The 20,045-nt window shown below is 44.1% G+C and carries 18 protein-coding genes; 11 read left to right on the top strand and 7 right to left on the bottom strand.

Annotated elements, in window-relative coordinates; translation table 11 throughout:
* Window positions 1–140: 140 nt before the first annotated feature.
* Window positions 141–1,679 (top strand): DUF3369 domain-containing protein, encoded by a 1,539-nt coding sequence (locus HUO09_RS06025; protein ID WP_167413203.1) that lies wholly within the window; start codon window positions 141–143, stop codon window positions 1,677–1,679.
* Here HUO09_RS06025 and HUO09_RS06020 read toward each other — a convergent pair.
* Window positions 1,676–3,610, bottom strand: coding sequence for an ATP-binding protein (locus HUO09_RS06020; RefSeq protein WP_188233346.1), 1,935 nt, complete (start codon window positions 3,608–3,610; stop codon window positions 1,676–1,678). The genes HUO09_RS06025 and HUO09_RS06020 overlap by 4 nt on opposite strands.
* A 160-nt stretch (window positions 3,611–3,770) precedes the next feature.
* Between HUO09_RS06020 and HUO09_RS06015 the strand changes: the two genes are divergently transcribed.
* The 9 genes from HUO09_RS06015 to HUO09_RS05975 all read left to right on the top strand — a co-directional run bounded on the left by HUO09_RS06015 (window position 3,771) and on the right by HUO09_RS05975 (window position 11,564).
* The gene (locus tag HUO09_RS06015; RefSeq protein WP_188233345.1) at window positions 3,771–4,751 is read left to right on the top strand and encodes an ABC transporter substrate-binding protein; all 981 of its coding nucleotides are present in this window, start codon (window positions 3,771–3,773) and stop codon (window positions 4,749–4,751) included.
* Between the two features lie 94 nt (window positions 4,752–4,845).
* A complete protein-coding gene (locus HUO09_RS06010; RefSeq protein ID WP_167413200.1) occupies window positions 4,846–5,190 on the top strand; it encodes a HopJ type III effector protein in 345 nt (114 codons plus the stop codon).
* Between the two features lie 216 nt (window positions 5,191–5,406).
* The gene (locus tag HUO09_RS06005) at window positions 5,407–5,670 is read left to right on the top strand and encodes a hypothetical protein (RefSeq protein ID WP_188233344.1); all 264 of its coding nucleotides are present in this window, start codon (window positions 5,407–5,409) and stop codon (window positions 5,668–5,670) included.
* A gap of 151 nt (window positions 5,671–5,821) precedes the next feature.
* Window positions 5,822–7,822 carry a methyl-accepting chemotaxis protein gene (locus HUO09_RS06000; protein ID WP_188233343.1) on the top strand — a complete coding sequence of 667 codons (2,001 nt, stop codon included), beginning with the start codon at window positions 5,822–5,824 and terminating at the stop codon, window positions 7,820–7,822.
* Between the two features lie 169 nt (window positions 7,823–7,991).
* A complete protein-coding gene (locus tag HUO09_RS05995) occupies window positions 7,992–8,750 on the top strand; it encodes a class II glutamine amidotransferase (protein WP_167413226.1) in 759 nt (252 codons plus the stop codon).
* A 126-nt stretch (window positions 8,751–8,876) separates the two neighbouring features.
* A complete protein-coding gene (locus HUO09_RS05990) occupies window positions 8,877–9,059 on the top strand; it encodes a hypothetical protein (protein ID WP_188233342.1) in 183 nt (60 codons plus the stop codon).
* A 326-nt stretch (window positions 9,060–9,385) separates the two neighbouring features.
* A complete protein-coding gene (locus HUO09_RS05985) occupies window positions 9,386–10,576 on the top strand; it encodes an acetate/propionate family kinase (protein WP_188233341.1) in 1,191 nt (396 codons plus the stop codon).
* 195 nt (window positions 10,577–10,771) lie between these two features.
* Complete coding sequence (locus HUO09_RS05980) at window positions 10,772–11,128, top strand: MerR family transcriptional regulator (RefSeq protein ID WP_188233340.1); 357 nt, start codon at window positions 10,772–10,774, stop codon at window positions 11,126–11,128.
* 58 nt (window positions 11,129–11,186) lie between these two features.
* Window positions 11,187–11,564 carry a carboxymuconolactone decarboxylase family protein gene (locus tag HUO09_RS05975; RefSeq protein WP_188233339.1) on the top strand — a complete coding sequence of 126 codons (378 nt, stop codon included), beginning with the start codon at window positions 11,187–11,189 and terminating at the stop codon, window positions 11,562–11,564.
* Between the two features lie 103 nt (window positions 11,565–11,667).
* Here HUO09_RS05975 and HUO09_RS05970 read toward each other — a convergent pair whose 3' ends face one another.
* From HUO09_RS05970 to HUO09_RS05945, 6 genes are read right to left on the bottom strand one after another with little or no spacing between them, the layout of a single operon-like run.
* A complete protein-coding gene (locus tag HUO09_RS05970) occupies window positions 11,668–12,495 on the bottom strand; it encodes a helix-turn-helix domain-containing protein (protein WP_167413222.1) in 828 nt (275 codons plus the stop codon).
* 51 nt (window positions 12,496–12,546) lie between these two features.
* Window positions 12,547–13,443, bottom strand: a complete 897-nt coding sequence (locus tag HUO09_RS05965; protein ID WP_188233338.1) for an ROK family protein — start codon at window positions 13,441–13,443, stop codon at window positions 12,547–12,549.
* Window positions 13,440–15,233: a glycoside hydrolase family 13 protein gene (locus HUO09_RS05960; protein ID WP_188233337.1), complete on the bottom strand. Its 1,794-nt coding sequence runs from the start codon at window positions 15,231–15,233 to the stop codon at window positions 13,440–13,442. The genes HUO09_RS05965 and HUO09_RS05960 overlap by 4 nt, the downstream gene beginning before the upstream one ends.
* Before the next feature lie 15 nt (window positions 15,234–15,248).
* Window positions 15,249–16,082 (bottom strand): sugar ABC transporter permease, encoded by an 834-nt coding sequence (locus tag HUO09_RS05955; protein WP_167413219.1) that lies wholly within the window; start codon window positions 16,080–16,082, stop codon window positions 15,249–15,251.
* A gap of 2 nt (window positions 16,083–16,084) precedes the next feature.
* Window positions 16,085–17,368, bottom strand: coding sequence for a carbohydrate ABC transporter permease (locus HUO09_RS05950; RefSeq protein WP_167413218.1), 1,284 nt, complete (start codon window positions 17,366–17,368; stop codon window positions 16,085–16,087).
* A 2-nt stretch (window positions 17,369–17,370) separates the two neighbouring features.
* A complete protein-coding gene (locus HUO09_RS05945; protein WP_188233775.1) occupies window positions 17,371–18,600 on the bottom strand; it encodes a maltose ABC transporter substrate-binding protein in 1,230 nt (409 codons plus the stop codon).
* Between the two features lie 399 nt (window positions 18,601–18,999).
* Between HUO09_RS05945 and HUO09_RS05940 the strand changes: the two genes are divergently transcribed.
* Window positions 19,000–20,034, top strand: a complete 1,035-nt coding sequence (locus HUO09_RS05940) for a porin (protein ID WP_167413217.1) — start codon at window positions 19,000–19,002, stop codon at window positions 20,032–20,034.
* Window positions 20,035–20,045: the final 11 nt, after the last annotated feature.

Below are 20,045 nucleotides of genomic sequence, written 5' to 3'. Positions count from 1 at the left end.
AGCATTTATTACGACGTACGGTAAAGCTCAAACCCTATGCTGAACAATGTACAGCAAAAAAGTGCCACAGGTAACATTGCGACTATATGGAATGTGCTACGCTAAAATGGCAATTAAGAATAACTATAATGAGGCTGTAAATGGATTTATTTGCGGACATGCGTGGTAGCTCAGTGTCTGAGATAAAAGTACCCCAAAATGTTGTTAAAACGTGGAAAGTTTTACTGGTGGATGATGACCAAGAAATGCATCAAGTCACCAAATTAGCCCTTAGTGGTTTCTTGTTTCAGGAGCGGCCACTTGAATTGATTTCAGCGCTATCTGGGGACGAAGCTCGTAAAGTCATGGAAGAACGTGACGATGTGGCTCTGGCTCTGATCGATGTTGTCATGGAGAGTGAACACGCAGGTCTCGAATTGGTTCGTTACATCCGCGAACATCTCAATAATAAAATGACTCGTCTGGTTTTAAGGACGGGGCAAGCTGGTCAGGCGCCGGAAGATAGAGTCATCCAAGAATATGAGATTGATGACTATAAAGAGAAAACCGAACTGACCACGCAGAAGTTGCGTACACTGCTTTACTCTATGCTCAGGTCATATCGAGACTTGTGTCTGATTGAAGAACAAAAGCAAGGGCTTAGCCGCGTCATTGAAGCATCAGCCAAGGTGCAAAACACCACAACTTTAAAGACCTACGCTTCTTCTGTTCTGAGTCAAATGACCTCTTTATTGAAACTGAATGCCTCGGCTTTTTACTGCATTGTAAAACCTCGTAGTGAAGGGGAAGAAGCACGCCCGTTTACACTGGCAGCGACTGGCGAGTATGTTGACTGCTACCAAGATTGTGCGTTTGACGTGTTACCAGAAGATGTCGTTAACCGTTGTCGTAAAGTACTTGAAACTCGACTGTCTGAAGATTTCGGCAAGGCTTATATATGCTACCTTCACGATGAGCGGGGTGCCGATAACCTCTTGTATGTGAATCTTAATGAAGAGTTGTCAGAACTGGATAAACAACTACTGCAAATTTATATGTACAACATAGGGTTAACCTTCGAAAAAATTAACCTTATGGAAGATCTCAAAGAGACGTCTAAAGAGTTGGTATACAACTTGGCAAACGCAGTAGAAGCACGCAGTAAAGAAACAGGGGCCCATGTTCAGCGGGTATCGCTATTCTGCGAAAAGCTGGCACTTTTGTACGGTTTGCCAGAGTCAGAGGCCACGCTTATTCGCAGTGCTTCTCCTTTGCATGATGTCGGCAAAGTGGCGATTCCTGATAGCATCTTGCATAAGCCTGGAAAACTGAATGCAGAAGAGTGGGCAGAAATGCAAAGGCATGTTGAATATGGTGTTGATATTCTAAGCAAATCAAAACGTCCATTGATGGTTGTGGCGAAGGAAATTGCGGCTACGCACCATGAGAAATGGAACGGCGAAGGGTATCCTAACAAGCTTAAAGGCGACGATATTCCTATTTGTGGACGCATTACCGCATTGGCCGATGTATTTGACGCTTTAGGTGCTAAACGTGTCTACAAAGAAGCGTGGCCAGATGATGAGATTAAGCGCGAATTGCTGGCGCAAAGAGGCCAGCATTTTGAGCCAAAATTGGTGGATCTACTCCTCGATAACTGGGATGCATTCGTGGAAATAAGATCGACTTGGCCAGATTAATCTTTTGTTTCCTGAGTCAGGACTTTGGGCATGGTGAAGGTATAGTGAACGCCTTGCCCAATGTCAGATTCAAATTGTAAATCCCCTTTAAGCTTTTTCTTCAACAGGTTAAAGACCAAATTTAGTCCCAGCCCTGAACCGCCTAGTCCTCGCTTGGTTGTAAAGAACGGTTCGAAAATTTTCTGATGCAGTGCTTTGGCAACACCACTACCGTTGTCCTGATATTCCAAAACGATGTTGTCATTTTGTTCGTAGAAGTGAATCACAATACTGGGTTGTGCAACGTCTTTGAATGCGTGATTTAAGCTATTCATAATCAGATTGGTCAGAATTTGTGTCAACACGCCGGGTAGGCTGGTCATCATTAACTGTTCATCGCCTTGAATCTGAGGTTCAACAGGTATCTTGCGTGTTTCTGAATGCAGGCTGGCAATCAAGGCTTCAATAACCTGTTGGATACGGAATTGGCTGCGTTGTTCAGATACCTGATCAACGGCTGTCTGTTTGAAATCCCGTACTAACTTCGCAGCTCTGTTCAGGTTACTTTCTAACAACGCACTGCTATCGGCGAGACGCTGCATCAGTTCACTAAACTGGGTACTGGTAAGGGTTTGTGAGGCAAATGCCGCGTTTAATTCATTTTTCACTTCTTGAATCACAGAGGTGGCGGTAACCGCAATACCTAGCGGCGTATTAACTTCATGCGCTACGCCTGCGACAAGACCGCCCAAAGCCGCCAGTTTTTCAGATTCGATCAATTGATCTTGTGTGCGCTGAAGATGTTCCATGCTCTGTTTCAGGTCAAGGGTTCGCTCGTCTACGGTTTTTTCCAAGTTATAGTTGAGCGTCTGCAACTCTAGCTGAGTCGACTTGAGCTGAGTAATGTTGATAGTGGTACCACGATAACCGACAAACTGGTCATTTTCGTAGCGGGCGATTCCCTGAAACATCATATAGATGTTATAGCCATCAATTTTTAATTGTTGTTCACACTTGGAAAAATCACGTTTGGTTTCTAAAGCGCGAAGCAATTCCGTCACATCAACAAACCAAGGGATTTGGGCGAAGGTGGGGCGGGTAAATTCATCAATTTCGAGCATCTCACGCATAGGTTCAGAGACGTAAGTTAGGTAGCCATCCATATTGGTTTCCCATAACCAATCTGAGGACACTTGGGTAAAATCGGCAAAGCGTTCTTGTTCAAACTTAATGCTGCGATAAAGAGTGGTGACATTATTGGTTATGGTATTGGTCTCTTCTGCCAGCCAATCCAGTTCATCGTCTTTTTCCATGATCCATTTTTTGTGCTCCAGCGAGAGCTTTTCTGCAGGGTGACGTGGATTATATTTGCGCAAGTAATGAGCTACGGAGAAAATTCGACGATTGATACTTTCATGAAAGACCATGAGGATCACCGCACAGACAAACAGTGTTTTTACGGCGTTAACTAACAGGGTGATGATGAACTGCTTGATGAGGCCGTTATAAATATCTTGTGCGCTGGACTCAATGTAAATAGTACCCAGTTGCTGCATTTGATTGCTATCGGGATCGATGTGATACAGAGGGTAGGTACTGGTTACCACACTACCGGTAACAGGTGTCCCTGCTTCAAACTGGTATTTACCTGATTTTATTCTTAAGTAATTCAATTTAGGAAGTTCAACCAAGCTGTCCAGACGTTGTTGCAGTAGAACTAAATCATAATCCCATAAAGAAGCAGAAAGCAGTTCGGAGTGGATAATTTCAATCTCATGGTGGCGTTGTTCAACATCATTAAATTCGCTTTTGTAGTCAAAGTAAGTCTGTGTCAAAGTTGCAACCAGTGTCACAGCGCCGCTGAGTAAAACTAAAATAATGATAATTCTTCGGCCGATACGGCTATAAAACGGGTTGGTGTCACTTTCGATGAACTGCCGACTCTTATTCATTAAGCATTCCCTTTCTACTTGAAGTCCGATTTACCTAAAGTTGTAGTAGTTGTCATTTAAGTTTTTAACTAAAGGATGATTCCAGTATAGAAGGTCTGATTCTGGTAATTGGCGAAGTTCGTCTAAACTTAAAAAATAATAAGATATTAAGGCGTTAACTATGTTTCGAATTGCACTGCTTATCTGCTTGTTATCTTCACCTGTAATGGCCGCCAACATTTTGGTGATAGAGAGCTATCACGCTGGATTCGGTTGGGATGCGGGTTACAGGCAAGGGCTGACTGAAAGTTTAGCATCCGACCATCAACTGACTTTTTTTGAAATGGACACCAAACGGATTCCAAGTCAGGAGTATGAACAGAGAGCGGAGTTGGCTCATCAAGCCTATCTAGAATTGAAACCGGACTTAGTGGTCATCGGTGATGACAATGCATTGAGTTATATGTTGCCGAAGTTGTATCAGGAACCCATTCCGATTGTGTTTTTAGGGATTAACTCCAACCCCAGAGAATTGCTGACCAAGTATTCGGGGAAAGCCGGAGTCACGGGCATTCTGGAACGCCCTTTTTATACCAAAACCATGGCTGGTGTCGGCGAGGTATTGGACAGCCCCAACACCAATCCTAAGGTGCTGGTGATGTTTGATTCTGGTAACACTTCAAAAATTGCAGTACGAACCATAGAGAGTCAAACAGCGCTAATTAAACAGAATTTGAGTATTGATACACAGATAAACACTTTTTCGACAGAAAGTGAGTGGCGAGAGGCGGTGTTGAACGCTAAACGCAATAATGTGAGTGCCATTGTGGTTGGATTATTTCAGACCTTGATTGATAGCGATGGCGAGAGTGTACCGTCCGAAACACTGTTGGATTGGACATCAAACAACAGCGAAGTGCCTTTATTCGGTTTCTGGGATTTTTCCATCGGTAAAGGAAAAGCGGCTGGTGGTGTGATTTTAGATGGTCGTTCTCAAGGGATACAAGCGGGCAATATTGCGCGAGAAATCTTAGAGAAAGGTTTAGATGCCAGCACTTTCCCAATTCAAGCGGGCCATCAAGGCATGGAAATATATAGCCCAGAAGAGTTCAAGCGCTGGGGACTCAATCCTCCGAATGGATGGAAAGCGGTAAATTGGTAGTGTTTAAACAGCCGTTATGGATTTAGTGAGTTTGCATCAAGGCAGTTTTTCATTAGACTGCCTTTTTCGTTTTTAACTGGATAGAACAATACATATGGAAATTGCAGCACTGATTGAAAAGTTAAACCAACAACCAGAAAAAGTAGAATTTCAGGAAGTCATCGCGACCATCGATGCGAATTTTGATTTTACGCCAACTGCTTTTGTTAATGGCGAAACCGTAAATGAAGAGAATCAAAACAACGGTTCGTGCAAAATTTTTGCTTTTGCGCAGTTGCAGCAACTGACAGAGGCACAGACGCTAGCGTGTTTTGGCGATTTTTATCGTAAAGATGTGCTACAAAACCCTGATAACGATGATCATCAAAATATCCGCAATTTTATCCGCTTTGGTTGGGCTGGCGTGAAATTTTCCGGTCAGGCGCTGTCAGCGAAATAGCCAATACGGACAGTGAAGCTTTAGCAGAAAGCAAAGTATTAAATACGAGTTTAAATACTAAGAGCAGCGATAAACGGTTGCTCTTTTTGATCGCACTTGCTGTCACTTTCTAAATTAAAGAAACGAACAAGTAAAACCCATTTTGCTGCTTGATTTACCTCAAGACTCAACATATCATTTAAATCTAAATGATAATTATTATTAATTTAGGTTTTCATGATGTTTTCTTTTTTGGCGACGTTTTTCTTTATGCTTCTTCTAGGTAAAAAAGTACTGATTCCTTACCTATCAATACTTGGTCTTGCGACAACGTTGGTGATTGTTCACTTTGCGATTGATGTTGATACCGTCCCTGTGTTGATCACTCTGTTTGTCGCAGCCCCATTACTGATTCATTTTCGTTATTCTGCTTTAACCCATCCTGCATTTGTTACTTGCGTGCTTGCACCGTCACTTTTGATGTATTCATTGGGGGCATAGACTCAGCAACGAGGCCATTTTCTGCCAAAATACCGGATATCATACGTAAATTGTACAAACACTAACCAAACGCTTCTCAAGTTTTATTTGTATATACCGTTAACCTTTAATTAACGTTATAGTCTGTTAAAAGTTGTACAGGAGCTCAAGGATGAAGCTAACAATTTCGGGGAAATTGCAGTTAAGTTTTTTACTTTTAGCCGTATTATTTACGGTTTCTGCGGTCGTTACCTACCGAAATGTCTCAGTATTAGAGACTCACACTAATTCACTTCTTCAGTCTGATTTGCCAACGGTCGATACCTCCCGAGCTATTCAGCAATCTATTCAGGCAACACTCTCTACTGTTCGAGCCTATATGTTATTGGGCAATGACGAACAGACGGGTGAAAACCTCAAGACTAAAATCAACACGATTATCGCTCAGACAGATGAATCTTTGCCGGTGTTAGAAAACCTCATTCAACCACAGGACTACCAGAATGTGGTCACACATTGGAATGAAGTGAAAGACTCGGTAAACAAAATCGTTGAGATGACACATACACCTGAGAATCTGCCTGCGCATAATTTGTTCACCAGTGAAGCTGCGCCAATTGCTGAAGTGGCATTAGATCAGATTCAAGGGTTGCTCAATGCGGAATCTTCAAACAAAGAGGGTGAAGAGAGAAAGCGTCTGTTTAAAGTCTATGCCGACAGCTATAACTCGCTGGCAAATGCGCTGTCTGCCATGCGCGATTTTCTTTTGTACGGTGACCCTGATTATCTGACAAAGTATCAAGATTTTATCAAAGCCCATAAGCAGTCTGTGAGTGAGATAGAAAGTAAGATTGATTTGTTGAACGAAGATGACCAATCACTTTGGCAACTCTTTAAAGAGATGCAGCAGCTGTATTTTCCGCTTGCTGATCAAACCATCGCGCTTCGTCAGTCGCCAGATTGGAACTTAGTTAATCAAGAGATGGCGAATGTTCTTGTGCCTGCCGCGGAACAATTGGACATTAGCTTGGAGGCGGTTGTTACGGCTCAGCAAAGCAAAGCGGATAGGAGCGGTGAGGGTATTAATCAATCTATCCATCAAGTTCTAACGACTTTGGTGGTGGCACTCTTCTTGGTGGTGATTGCATCGCTGGTGGTATCAACTTATATGGGGCGTAGCATTGGTCGCCGTGTAGCGCAAATTTCAAAACGGGCACAGTTGATTGCTTCAGGGGATGTTTCTCAACAGCCACTGGAAGTGAAAGGAAGCGATGAGTTGTCAGCATTAACGGTTTCCATCAACAGCATGAATCGCGCTTTATCGGATATCGTCAAAGGCGTGACAGATAAAGCGGGGCAGGTGAATGACAGCATGCAAGCGTTGCTCACCTCCAGCCAGCAAACGCTTAGCCAAGTGAAAAATCAGGAACAGAGTATCGAGCAAATGGAGACTGAACTGGAAGATGTGGCTCAGTCAACTCAACATACGCTTGATCAGGCGCAGCGTTCGGTAGAAACCCTGTCGGACAGTCAATATGAGTTAACTTTGGGGCGTGAGTCCCTTGAGCAAAATAAAGCGACCATGGCTTCTTTGCATAAAACGATTGAAGTGACGAGTGAACTGGTTGCCAAGTTGAATTTGGAAAGCCAAGCGATAGGTAAAGTAACTGAAGTGATCGAAGGGTTAGCAGAACAAACCAACTTACTGGCGCTCAATGCTGCGATTGAAGCGGCGAGAGCTGGTGATGCTGGAAGAGGTTTTGCTGTGGTTGCTGATGAGGTGCGTATGCTGGCGTCTCGCACGACTAAGTCAACCACCGAAATCAATAGTATTGTCAATGCTATTCAGAGTGCGACTGGATCTGTGGTGAAAGAAATTCAACGCAGTCAGGAGATGGCAGAGCAGGGCTCGGAACACATTGAAGAAGCGGTGATCAAGTTGGTTAATTCTACCGATCAAATTTCCGCGCTGAACGAACAGATGTTGCAGCTAGCCGCAGCGGCAAATCAGCAAACAGAGGCGACGCGTCTGATCACCGAACATATGCAGAATGTGTCGACTTCGATGAAAGATGTGGATTCCATCAGCCAGAATGCGAATAAAACATCACTTCAAATTCGAGATCGTGTTACCGAATTAAATAGCGAAATGGCTCAATTTAAATTGCACTAATTTTGTCGCCTTTACGTTCTGCACTCGATACTTCTGTCGAGTGTAGAATGTATACTGAAACCTCTCACAAGCTATACACAGCAAGCATTGTAGTCTTATCTGTGATTATTGCGTCCTTACAAAATTCGTGGTTAATTATCGTTTTTGTCGTTATAGGATTGCGTGTTTTATGTGTCGTTGGCTCGCGTATCAAGGAAGCCCTATCTATCTAGATGAGCTTATTTTTCACCCCGAACATTCTCTTGTTCATCAAAGTATCGAAGCTCGAAAAACAATCACCCGAGTTAATGCAGACGGGTTTGGATTAGGTTGGTATACCGAACGTTCAACACCGGGGCAGTTTCATGAAGTGTTACCTGCATGGGGAGATGATAACTTACGCTCCTTAGCGCATCATATTCGTTCGCACCGTTTTATGGCTCATGTTCGCTCTTCGACAGGGAGCTGCGTTTCACGTAGCAACTGCCATCCCTTTGTTATAGATAACTGGATGTTTTTGCATAACGGTCAGATAGGCGAATTTGCCAAAGTGAAATACTCGTTAGAGCGTATGTTGCCGGAAGACATCTATATCAAGCAGCAAGGCAGCACTGACAGTGAGTTAGTCTTTTTGCTCATGATTATGAATGGCTTGTTTGAACAGCCAGTGGCAGCCATTCGTAAGACCATTTATGACATTGAGCAAACGATGGCCAAAAAAGGGGTAACAGAACCTTTCAAGGCTTCTATTTGTGTTTCTGATGGTGAGCAACTCTGGCTAGTTCGCTACAGTTCTGATCAGCAACCACCAACAGTGTTTGTTAAGAAACAAGGTGAAGATATCATTCTAGCGTCAGAGCCTTTGGCAAAAGAACCCGGTTGGGAGAGCGTTCCCCCTCAAACCATTACCCATGTGTTGGGACATCACTGCCAAACTTACCAAGTTTAATTCCTTATTTTCAAAGGGTTCCGAATAAACATTCCTTAACGGAACCCTTTTTTATTGCCACTTATTTGAAGTGGTTCTAAAGCTAAAATCACGCCCTTTTTGCTCCTGCGTCTTGCCTGTTCTGTAATGTCGGTTGCGGCGCTGCTATTGATGTCAGACGGTTATTTAATCGTGACTGTGGATATAGAAAACATCGTTGATGAGGTTTACGTATCTCACGCATCATGTCTTGGAACGGCGCGTGGCGCGACCACAAATGATTATGAACCGGGAAGAAGTTATAAAATTTCGGCGTCTTATCAGTTGTGATGATGCATTACCACTTAGGTGTTAAATGTAACTAATGGCATATAAAATTAAGTGCACTAACAAAATAACAGGCTAGGTAATTCAATCGCTTACAATCATTTGTAGGCGGTTTTTTCGCTTAGTGGTCTATAGTTGGTGTGAAGCGCAAATTGAATATTTCACAAGGCGAAAAAAATAAAATCTTGCTAGAGATCAATAAAAATCACGAGAGTGGTCTCAAAGAATTAAAACAAAGTTGAAAGATTCAAAAATTATTGAATAATGGACATAGGAAAACACACGAAGCATAAGCTTCATATTCATTGTCGGATACAGGAAAGAGCCCCATGTCGAACTCGTATGTGTTGGTTATCAACTCTGGTAGCTCCTCACTAAAATTTGCAGTCATTGATTCAAAGAGCGGTGATGCTTTAGTGTCGGGTCTTGGAGAATGTTTTGGTTTGCCGGAAGCGGTTATCAGCTGGAAATACCAGGGTCAGAAATCCGAAGAAGCGATTCCTGCAGGCGGGAACCATCACAAATACGCAGTCAACCGCGTGGTGGCACTGCTTGAAACGCTGGGCCTAAGTTCTAAGTTTGTCGCTGTGGGTCACCGTATCGTCGCGGGTGGCGAAACCTTTAAAGAAACTGTTCGTGTGGATGAGGCTGTGATTGCTGACGTTGAGCGTCTTGCTGAACTGGCACCTTTGCACAACAAAGCCAACGCGGCGGGTATGCGCGCAGCGATGGAAGCGTTCCCGAATCTGCCTCAATTTGCTGTTTTCGACACGGCTTTCCACCAAACCATGCCAGAGAAAGCGTTCGTTTACGCGCTGCCATACGAGCTGTACCAAGAGCACAAAGTTCGTCGTTATGGCGCACACGGCACAAGCCATTACTACGTAAGCCGTGAAGCAGCGAAAGCCATCAACAAACCCGTTGAAGAAAGCAACTTCATTACTGTTCACCTTGGTAACGGCGCGTCAGTCACAGCCATTAAAAATGGTCAATGCATCGACACCAGCATGGGCTTAACACCGCTGGCAGGCCTGATGATGGGCACACGTTGTGGTGATTTGGACCCAAGCGTGATCGAATTCTTGTTCCGCAAAGGCTGGAAACAAGAAGAACTGTTTGAAATGCTGAACAAAAAATCAGGTTTCCTTGGCGTGTCTGGCATTACCAGCGATGCTCGTGGCGTGCTGGAAGCGATGGACAACGGTAACCCGCGTGCGAAACTGGCGTTTGATATCTTCACTTACCGCGTGGCCAAATACATCGGTTCATACATGGTAGCGATCGGTGAAGAAGTGGATGCCATTGTGTTCACCGGCGGTATTGGTGAAAACTCACTGCCAATTCGCAGTGAAATCCTTGAGTATCTAAAAGTATTTGGCTACCAAGAAGACGAAGCTGGCAATGCGGCAGCGCGCTTCGGTCAATCAGGTACAGTGACTACAGCCGACTCTAAACTGGCGATGGTGATTCCAACCAATGAAGAATTCGTGATTGCTCAACAGTCAGTTGAATTGCTGTAATAACAATTAACGTCATATTGTTAAAAGCGAGCTCAGTGCTCGCTTTTTTCGTTTTGAGTTTGGCTGAATTGTCACATTCTAAGCTCTATTTATGAGGAACAAGGCATTTGTATGGCAACAACTCATCTGCTCCGTTAATGTGTTGCGTTGAGTGTTGGCGTGAGTCTGGCCAATGAAAGCAGAAAGGTGATAAAGATGAATATGAAGAAGTTTTCGGATCTAGTGGGCCTCTCGGCTTACACGCTTCGATACTATGAAAAAATTGGCTTACTCAAACATGTGCAAAGAAATAGCAGTGGTCATCGTATCTACTCCAATCGGGATATTGATTGGATTAATTTCATTAAAAGACTGAAAGACACGGGGATGCCATTAGAAGAAATTCAAAAGTATGCGTCATTAAGAGATATAGGCGCTCAAACCAGAGCAGAACGTCAAGCACTGCTAGAAAAACACCGAGAAAAATTAAAACAACATATCCAGCAACAGGTCGAGCATCTGGATGCATTAGAAGTAAAAATTGATTTATATAAAAGTGGGAAAGTAAGTTGACTTAGAGTTAACTCTAACTTGTATGGTGTGCTGGTAGTCATTAATAGGAGCACACAAAATGGACAGTCAACGATTTAAATCTGGGTTAGAACAGCTATCAAAAATTGATGGTGAGGCTGGTGAAAAAGTTATAGAAAGCCTGCGTGACATTTGCCCTGATTTAGCCAAATTTACCATTGAATACCCGTTTGGTGATATTTATACCCGCCAGGGGTTAGACTTAAAATCAAGAGAGATAGCAACCGTTTCTGCGCTGACAGCGATGGGGAATTGTACACCACAGCTAAAAGTACATCTGAACGCCGCCCTTAATGTGGGTTGTACAGAAGAAGAGCTGAAAGAAGTCATAATCCAAATGTCAGTCTACGCAGGATTCCCCGCGGCATTAAATGGAATGTTTGCTTTTAAAGAAGTACTTTCTGAACGAAGCAAATAGCAAAGCTTGATAGGGCAGCACGACTTGAAGCTGCCCAACTATTTTCCATAGCAACCAATTTCCTATAGCAACCAATTTTCCATCGCAACACTGTGCTTAATCGCTATCGATCACTACTTTGAGGTTGCGGGTGAGAATGTACATTTAAACGGTCATCCGTCACCATATTGTTTTCCAATTCATGGATGGTAGCGATTCGAAAACGCTTTTCTAAAGCTAATTTTTCGTACTCAGTAAGATAAATGTCACTGTGAATGTGTTCAGCCATCATTTTAATGATCAAGCGGTTGTTTGAGAACAAGCCTTGAGTCTCCTCTCGGTGGGAAAACATCATCGCTTGTTTCATGTCCACCACAAGCATAAAGCGGTGAGAAGGATAGCGCTGTTCAGGGTTATCTGAACGAGAATAGTGTTCAACTTTAGGGTGCGGTAAGGCTAAGCGATTAAAAGAGAAAACTATTACTCGCACTCCACGTTCTATGGCTTGGCAAATCTCGTCTGCAATCAGTTCGAGATTAAAATCCGTATTAAGATAAACTTCCATTTGCGCTAGGTTAAGCATTTCCCGAGCTTTTTGAATCAGATTTTCAAACCCTGTAACGTTATAGATAAATTCTTTCTCTTCCTGAAGCATCATGCGTGAGAGCTCTTTCTTCAGGATGTGAATGTTCTCTATCGTCTTTTTCTCAATCTGACTGAATATCAGATCCGGAGACTTGGCTTCATATTCTTTGGTATCGCCATCGGACATAAAGATACAACCGTTCTTGTATAGGTTGTCAATCGACGAATAAACAGATGAACGAGAGAGGGAAATCTCTTTGGCTATTTTATATCCGCTGGAGCGGCCATTTTTAAGCAAGTTGATATAAACCAAAGCGTCAGTTTTCGTAAAGCCAAAGTCCATCAGTTTTGTTACCAGCTCGGTCACGGGAGTTCCTCGGTAATTGTTCACGCAAATTTTCGTCAAGGTTACCATTCCTTATGCAATGAATGTAGATGGTTGTGTAGAATTTCCGGCACACATAGAGATAGCGCCCTGAGCAAAACCATATTCGTTGTTATGCAGACAAATAATGTCTGGCAGAGTGTCATACTGGCAGTAGCGGCTTAAGGTGCCTTTAAGTGTCAGGGCTAAGTCCGGATGCGAAGTTAAGCTACCGCTCAGTACTAGAAGTTTGGGTTTGAAGCGTATGATTGAGTCAGAGAGTGCTCTGGCAAGCTGATCTATCCAGATGCGATAGACCCGAGTTGACCAAGTGTGGTTGTCATCAATGCCGTGGATAATGTCGTTAGCATCACGATGTTGCAATGAGAGTTGATGATATTGGCGCTCTATCCCTTCTCGTGACAGATATTGCCGAATGCATTCATCGCTTCCACAACTGCACAATGGTGTCAAACCATCAACCAAACTTTGATAACCTTTTAGTGGTTTGTGCGCCCACCCCAAGTCCAGCACATTGAAGTAGGGTTTGGTTGGGCAGATTTGATCGGTCACGCACAGCTCGCAACCATCATCCAGTATCGCGCTGAGCACGTTGCCCGCAGGATGTGTTTGTAGTTGTGACAGAGCAATCACCGCCGGATCGAACAATTGGTAAGGAATAGAAAGTTGCATCGCTAACCACTTAGACAGAGTTTCTTTAGCATTGGATGCTTGTTCTTGTCCCTGCCAACAGTCAGGCATCAAATTGATGCCAACTTGCGTTAGCGGGCCAAACATACGTTGCATGCTCAGCGCCATGCTAGATATGAGCGCAGCGGTTTGCTGCGCACTGACAGGGGTCTTTAGTTGATTGCGATAATGGGACTTCTCATTATCATCAATGACAACGCCCCATATCCATTTTGAGTCAACAGAAAGTCCAAGCTTCATAGCTTTACCTGAGTGACGATATTGCGTATCTCATAGCCAAATGGGGGTAAAGAGAGTGGAATGTCGTTGGCAATACATTGCACTTCTACATCACTGTTATTGAGTACGACTTGTAAATCGCCCTTACGGAAAGCGACGACATGTGGGTGGTCAATATCTAACCACTCAAGGTAAGGTTGGTTGCACTCTGGGTAAGTTTGGCGAAGTTTAATCAGCTTTTGTATAAAGGCTCTGAACTCAAGGTCCTGTTCGTGTTCGTCCCAAATCATACATTTACGATTCAGCTCCAGTCCCATCCCCTTTTGTCCATCCATACCAATTTCACCACCATAGTAGATGCATGGTGACCCTACTTGGGTGAACATGAACAGATAAGCGAGTTTCGCTTTACGTTTGTCGTTGCCACATAGGCTCAATAAGCGCGTAGTATCGTGGCTTTCAAGCAGGTTAAACATCGCCTCGTTGACATTCCTCGGGTAGGAAAGATAAGAGCGAGTTACCGCATTGATGAAGCTTGTTTTGTCATCGAGTCCAAGAGCAAAAAAATCGGTGATGGCTTGAGTCAATGGGTAATTCATCAGCGAATCGTATTGATCACCTCTTAACCAAGCTATTCCCTCATGCCAGATTTCACCAAGGATGTAGCAGTCGGGTTTTATGTCTTTTACTACGCGACGAAAATCGCGCCAAAACTCGTGGTCGACTTCATTGGCGACATCCAAACGCCAGCCATCAATGTCGAATTCCTGTACCCAGTGTCGTGCGACGTCCAATAGATATGCGCGGCATTCTGGATTCTCAGTGTTGAGTTTAGGCATCTCCGATACGTTAGCGAATGTTTCGTAATTAAGGTTGTCAAAATCCCACTCAGATTTGGGTTTATTCGGATACACGGGAAACTGCTTGATCCAGAACCAATCGGCATAGCGGGATTGTTCGCCTTTTTCAATCACGTCCAACCAGAGTGGTGATTGATGACCGATGTGATTGAATACCGCATCCAGCATTACTTTCATCCCACGGCGATGCGCTTCTTGCACTAAGGCTCGAAATGCTTCGTTACCACCAAAATGAGGATCAACATTGTAGTAATCGACAGTGTCATATTTGTGGTTGGCATTGGCGGTGAAAATCGGGCAGAAATAGAGGCCGTTGATACCAAGTTCTTGCAAATAATCCAGCTTCTCAATCACGCCCCACAAGTCGCCCCCCATAAAATTATCGCCAGTGGGTGTACTTCCCCATGGTTGTACATTTTTTGGGGAAATTTCCGGGCGACCGTTGTAGAAACGCTCTGGAAAAATTTGATACCAGATGGTGTTGCGAACCCATTCTGGCGTTTTCAGCACATCTTTGGGGTTGATGTAAGGGAAGCAGAAAAAATTGCTTAAGTTACTCAATTCAACTTCTGCGCGTTGCTCGTCTTGAATATCCACACAACGCCTTTCGCCAAACAGCAGTTTCTCACCCTCTTTTCCATACAGAATAAAGCCATAGCGAGTGCGTTTTTTTGGTGGTACGAAAGGAGCAAACCAATGATCATGGTGTTCGCTTTGCCCTTCCAATTGCATTGGAACTTCAGTCCCCCCTGTCCAGCCGTGAGCATCGCTTCCGCCCAAGTTTCCGCCGTCCAAGCCACCTTCAGCCCAAGTATAAGGGTCACCTATCCACAGTGTTACACGGTCAACTTCGCCTCTTGCACTACGAAAACGAATGTGGAGAGTATCGTTATCGTAGGCGTAGCTGTCCGCACTCTTCGCCAAATGAGTTAATGAACTTCTTGTAATCATAACGGTTCCTAATAATTATTCTTTTACTGCGCCACTGACTAAGCCAGTCGTAATGTGTTTTTGTGTGGCGACGAACAGCAAGGTGATCGGTATGGCGACCAGCAGCGAGCCTGCGGCAAATAAGGTGAAGTTTTCTGCTGAGTTAGACGTGATCCAACTGAAGATACCGATCGCTAAAGTCATTTTCTCTTCACTGCGTAAAATCAGCGTCGGAAGGATGAAATCCATCCACGGCCCAGTGAACGAGACCAAGGCAACAAACACTAAAATGGGTCTGGCCAATGGCAAGATGATCTCTAAGAAGATGGTCATGTGACCGGCACCGTCGATCTTTGCGGCTTCATCCAGCGATGTGGGAATGGCGTCAAAGTAGCCTTTAACCAGCCAAGTCATAAACGGCAGAGAGCCGGTAACATAGACAAACAACAAGCCGATGTAGGTATCAATCAAGCCCATTTTTGACAGCAGGATATAAATCGCGGTCATCGACAAGAAGGCTGGAAACATCTGTAGTACCAAGATGCTCATCAATACATTGCGTTTTCCCTGAAAGCGGTAGCGTGAGAAGACGAATGCCGTCATGGTGACCACCACAAGTGAGATCAACATATTCGCAGTGGCGAGTAGAAAGGTGTTTTTGTACCACTGCAAATAGGGAGTGTCGTTAAACAACGCTTTGTAGTGATCCAGCGTAAATGCGAACTCGCCAAATGAGGAACTAAACAGGTTGTTGCCTGGTTTAAATGAGGCGAGCACCGTCCACAGCACAGGCCCAAGCACTAGAATGGCGTTAGCTGCGAGGAACAAATAGACGATAGCGGTCGCCAGCTTGGTGAGTAGTTTTTCCATGATTACATTCCTACATCGTCTTTAAAGGATTTCATGCGGCGGAATTGCCAGATAGCGATCACCGACAAGAACAAGAAGATTACAATCGAAATCACTGAGGCAATTTGGTACTGCTGGAAGTCCAGTGTCAGTTTGTATATCCAAGTGATTAAAATGTCGGTATGGCCTGCAAAACGATATTCCGGATTGATTGGGCCACCGCCAGTGAGCAAGAAAATGGCACCGAAGTTGTTAAAGTTGTGGGCAAACGTCATCACAAGAGAAGGTGCCACTTGATGCAAAACCATCGGTAAAGTGATCTCACGAAACTGCTGGAATTTGCTCGCGCCATCTACTTCGCTTGCTTCGTACAGATCGCGTGGAATGTTAGTTAATGCACCGGAAATCAATAGCATGAAGTAAGGTGCGCCAACCCAAACGCTCACGGCAATGACTGCCAGTTTTGCTAAATGCGGATCAGACAGGAAAGCGACCGATTCGAATCCCCAAGCATTAAGTGTGGCATTGACTGGACCGATGCCATTGAGCAGTAAGCGAAACATCAGCAAGGTGACGAAAGCAGGAATGGCATAAGGCAAGATAAAGACAAATCGCCACAACTTTTTCGCTTTGATATTGCGATTTTCCAGTGCCAAAGCGAGGATAAAACCAAAACCGCAGGTACAGATTGTCGCGGCAATCGCCCAGACAACTGTCCAAGTAGCGACGCCAATAAAGGTGCTCGACCATATTTTCAGCTCAAACAGAGTCAGGAAGTTTTTAAATCCTACCCAGTCGACAAGATTTTTCGGTGGAATATGGTGCGGTGCCGAGTAGTTGGTAAAAGAGACCAACACAGTGATCGCAATCGGCATGATGATGAAAGCGATACTGGCAATAAACGCTGGTGACAAAACAATAAAGGCGAATTTCTCGTCGTAAATGGCTTTTAACTGCTGACGCAGGTTCAATCTGCAGAGTTCGCAATCTTGCGCCTGTCGAACATTCGTCACGTAAGCGATAATTGCCAGGAAAAGGAACAAAGCAGCTATGACCCCTTCCACTAGCAAAAAGATCGAATTGTCCCCTTGAATTACTTTAAATCCTTGGCGAGTTTGTGCCACGTCACCAAGTGATACCAAGCCCTTGAGTGCAGTGGCCAAATCAGGCAAGAAGATAATAAAGAGGCATTGGATGGTGAGGAAAAAACCTCCAGTGATCCAATGTTTGTGCGCCAGTTGTGTTGCCCCCATAACAAATATAGAGGCAGACACTTTTGGAGCTTTGACGGTTTGCGACAACAACATAACTACTCCTGAAACGCGATCTGCTCTTCAATGATCGCTTTGGCGTGATCAAGTACCTGTTTTGGCGACTGATCATTGACCCACATTGCCGTGATAGCGCTGGCCATCGGTGACCACAAGTAACCCATCTCCGGAATTGATGGCATGGCGTCGGAATGGAAGCCTTGAGCGATAATGGCATAGGTAGCTTCATCCGCATCGACGATGATTTTTTCCATTAAGTCCTGTACTGGCGGAATGGATTTGGTCATCTGATAGCGTTTCATCAACATCTTCTCTGAAGTGAGGTAGTCAGCGAACAGTTGTGCCGCTTTCGGGAATTCGCTGTATGCGGATACAACTGCCAGACGTACGGTTGAGAATGTGCGTGGCTGTTTACCTTCGAAGGTCGGAATTGGTACCACGCCATAATTAACACCGCTGTTGTCGTAACCCTGAATCGCCCAAGGTCCGTCAATGATTGCGGCGACCTTACCTTCACCAAATAAGCCACGGCGTACTTGAGGATTACGCATATCTACAGGATTGGAATTGTTGGCTGCTTTTAGCGTTTTCATCGCCGACATGCCTTGTTGAGCAAGTGGGGAGTCAATACCTAGATCTTTGGCGTCGGTACCGCCTTTACCAAATTCATATGCGCCATACAGCGTCAAAAACATACGTGATTCGTAATAGTTTTGAATGTCCCAAAGCAGTGCGTATTTGTTCTCTTTGGCATTATTAAAGCTTTTGCCAAAATCGATGATTTCTTCAAAAGTTTTAGGCGCGCTCGGTAGCAGGTCTTTGTTGTAGAACAGCGCTAAGGTTGCGTAACTAACTGGAAAACCATAGCTGGTGCCTGCATATTTGGCCGCTGAAGTGGCGTTTGGTAAGAACGTTGATTGAATACGTTCGGCAGACACAAGGTTTTCCATTGCACCACCTGCAACAACTAAACGACCAAGCAAATCGTGTTCGATCTCAGCGATATCAGCTACCCGAGCAGAACCACCATCTTGAATCATGCGTGATGCTGAATCTATAGGGGCTAAACCACGAAATGAAAACTTCACGCTATAGCCAAAGTCTTGATTGAATGACTCAGCTGCATACTTCATGTAATCCAGTGTGGTGGTATCCGTCCAGATCAACAGGTCTGAGCCGGGTTCCGGCTGAATATCTTCAGCGAATGTAACAACTGGCAGACTAACGAACGCAGCGACTATCGCTGCTTTTATCCATGTCTTTTTCATCGTGATAGCTCTATAGTAGTTCATAATATACTACTAGGTTAAATCTACCTCTTTTTAAGTCAACTACTATCCATCGAACTTTGATTTTAAGTGTGACGACCATCAATAAATGTAGGTGTAGACTGCACTTTTGGTGGTTTTGTTTGATTTGATTTGGCGGATTTTTAAAAGAGCAAAAAGTGTACTCAATTAGAGCAAGTCTTCGCCTTGTTAATATAAAAATGTGATAAATGTCTCTCAAATGAGCTAGTGAGAGTGATGGGGGTCTCATTTGAAAAAATGGGAGGAGGAAAAACGAATCAACATGCAGAAGAATAAGTAGGCGTTCACAGTGAACTACTAAATATGCATTTTAATTATACCTACGATTTACAACCAAGAGGTTGATAAGGACCTATCGTGAAAAGAACGTTAATTTCCGTCTCCGTAGCGGCGGCGCTTGCTATATCTTTCCCTACACTAGCAGCTAGTGAACGTGGCATGGATGCTGATATTGGTTTCCTTGACGAAGCGATGCAGTTTGGCGGCCATGTTGGCACTTCACTCGAATACGAGGACAAAGTGACAGATGGTTTCAACGGCACCAAGAAAAAGGAACGAACCACAACTCATGAAGTGTTTGGTGTGTACTACAACAATGCACGCTGGAATCTTAGTGCGCTTTATGGTCTTAAATTGGAAAACCGTGAGCAAAAAGAGCCAAACTACTTCGAAAATGAAGACGGTATTAAGCAGCTTTTTTCAATCAACAAAGGTTTTGACTTAGGCAATGGCTGGGCAACTGGTGCCATTTACGAGTTGGAATATACCCGCAGTAAAGTCTTCTCTCCTTATGAGAGTGGTCTGCGTAAAGCGCTTGCAGAGCACAGCTTCCGCCCTTATTTGACTTACTTTAGTAACGAGAACAACTGGGGTTTCTATTCTAACCTAGAGTATCTCTACAGTGCAGAAGACAAGAACTCTTGGGGTGAGCGAACTGAAGAAGGTTACAGCTTGTTATTCAAGCCTTATAAGCGCTTTGGAAACTGGGAGTTGGGTGTCGAGTTGTACTACCAAATCAAAGATAATGAAGATCACCAAGCGAATGGTGCTATCAATGAAATCAGTGATTTCACAGAGAAATACATTGAACCGATTGTGCAATATAGCTTCGACGATGCTGGTGTTCTCTATGCGCGTATTCGTGTTGGTGAAAACGAAACTCGCAATGCTTCTAATAGTGGCGGTGGTAATGCCGATGTCGATTACTTTAAAGACATTCGTAAAGCCACTATGGGCTATGAACAAGCTGTCGGTGATAACTGGTTGCTGAAAGGCGAGTACGAATACGCAAATGAAGTAGAAGAAAAAAGTAAACTGGCTGGATGGGAAGCGAAGAATGAGAGTGAGCTAAAACAGCACACTGTTTATCTTCAAGCTTTATACCGTTTCTAACCCGAGTCTAA

The sequence above is a fragment of the Vibrio sp. Y2-5 genome (assembly GCF_014596725.1).
Lineage (GTDB): Bacteria > Pseudomonadota > Gammaproteobacteria > Enterobacterales > Vibrionaceae > Vibrio.
The sequence above is the reverse complement of the archived record's forward strand: the minus strand, read 5'-3'. Positions and strand labels throughout refer to the sequence as shown.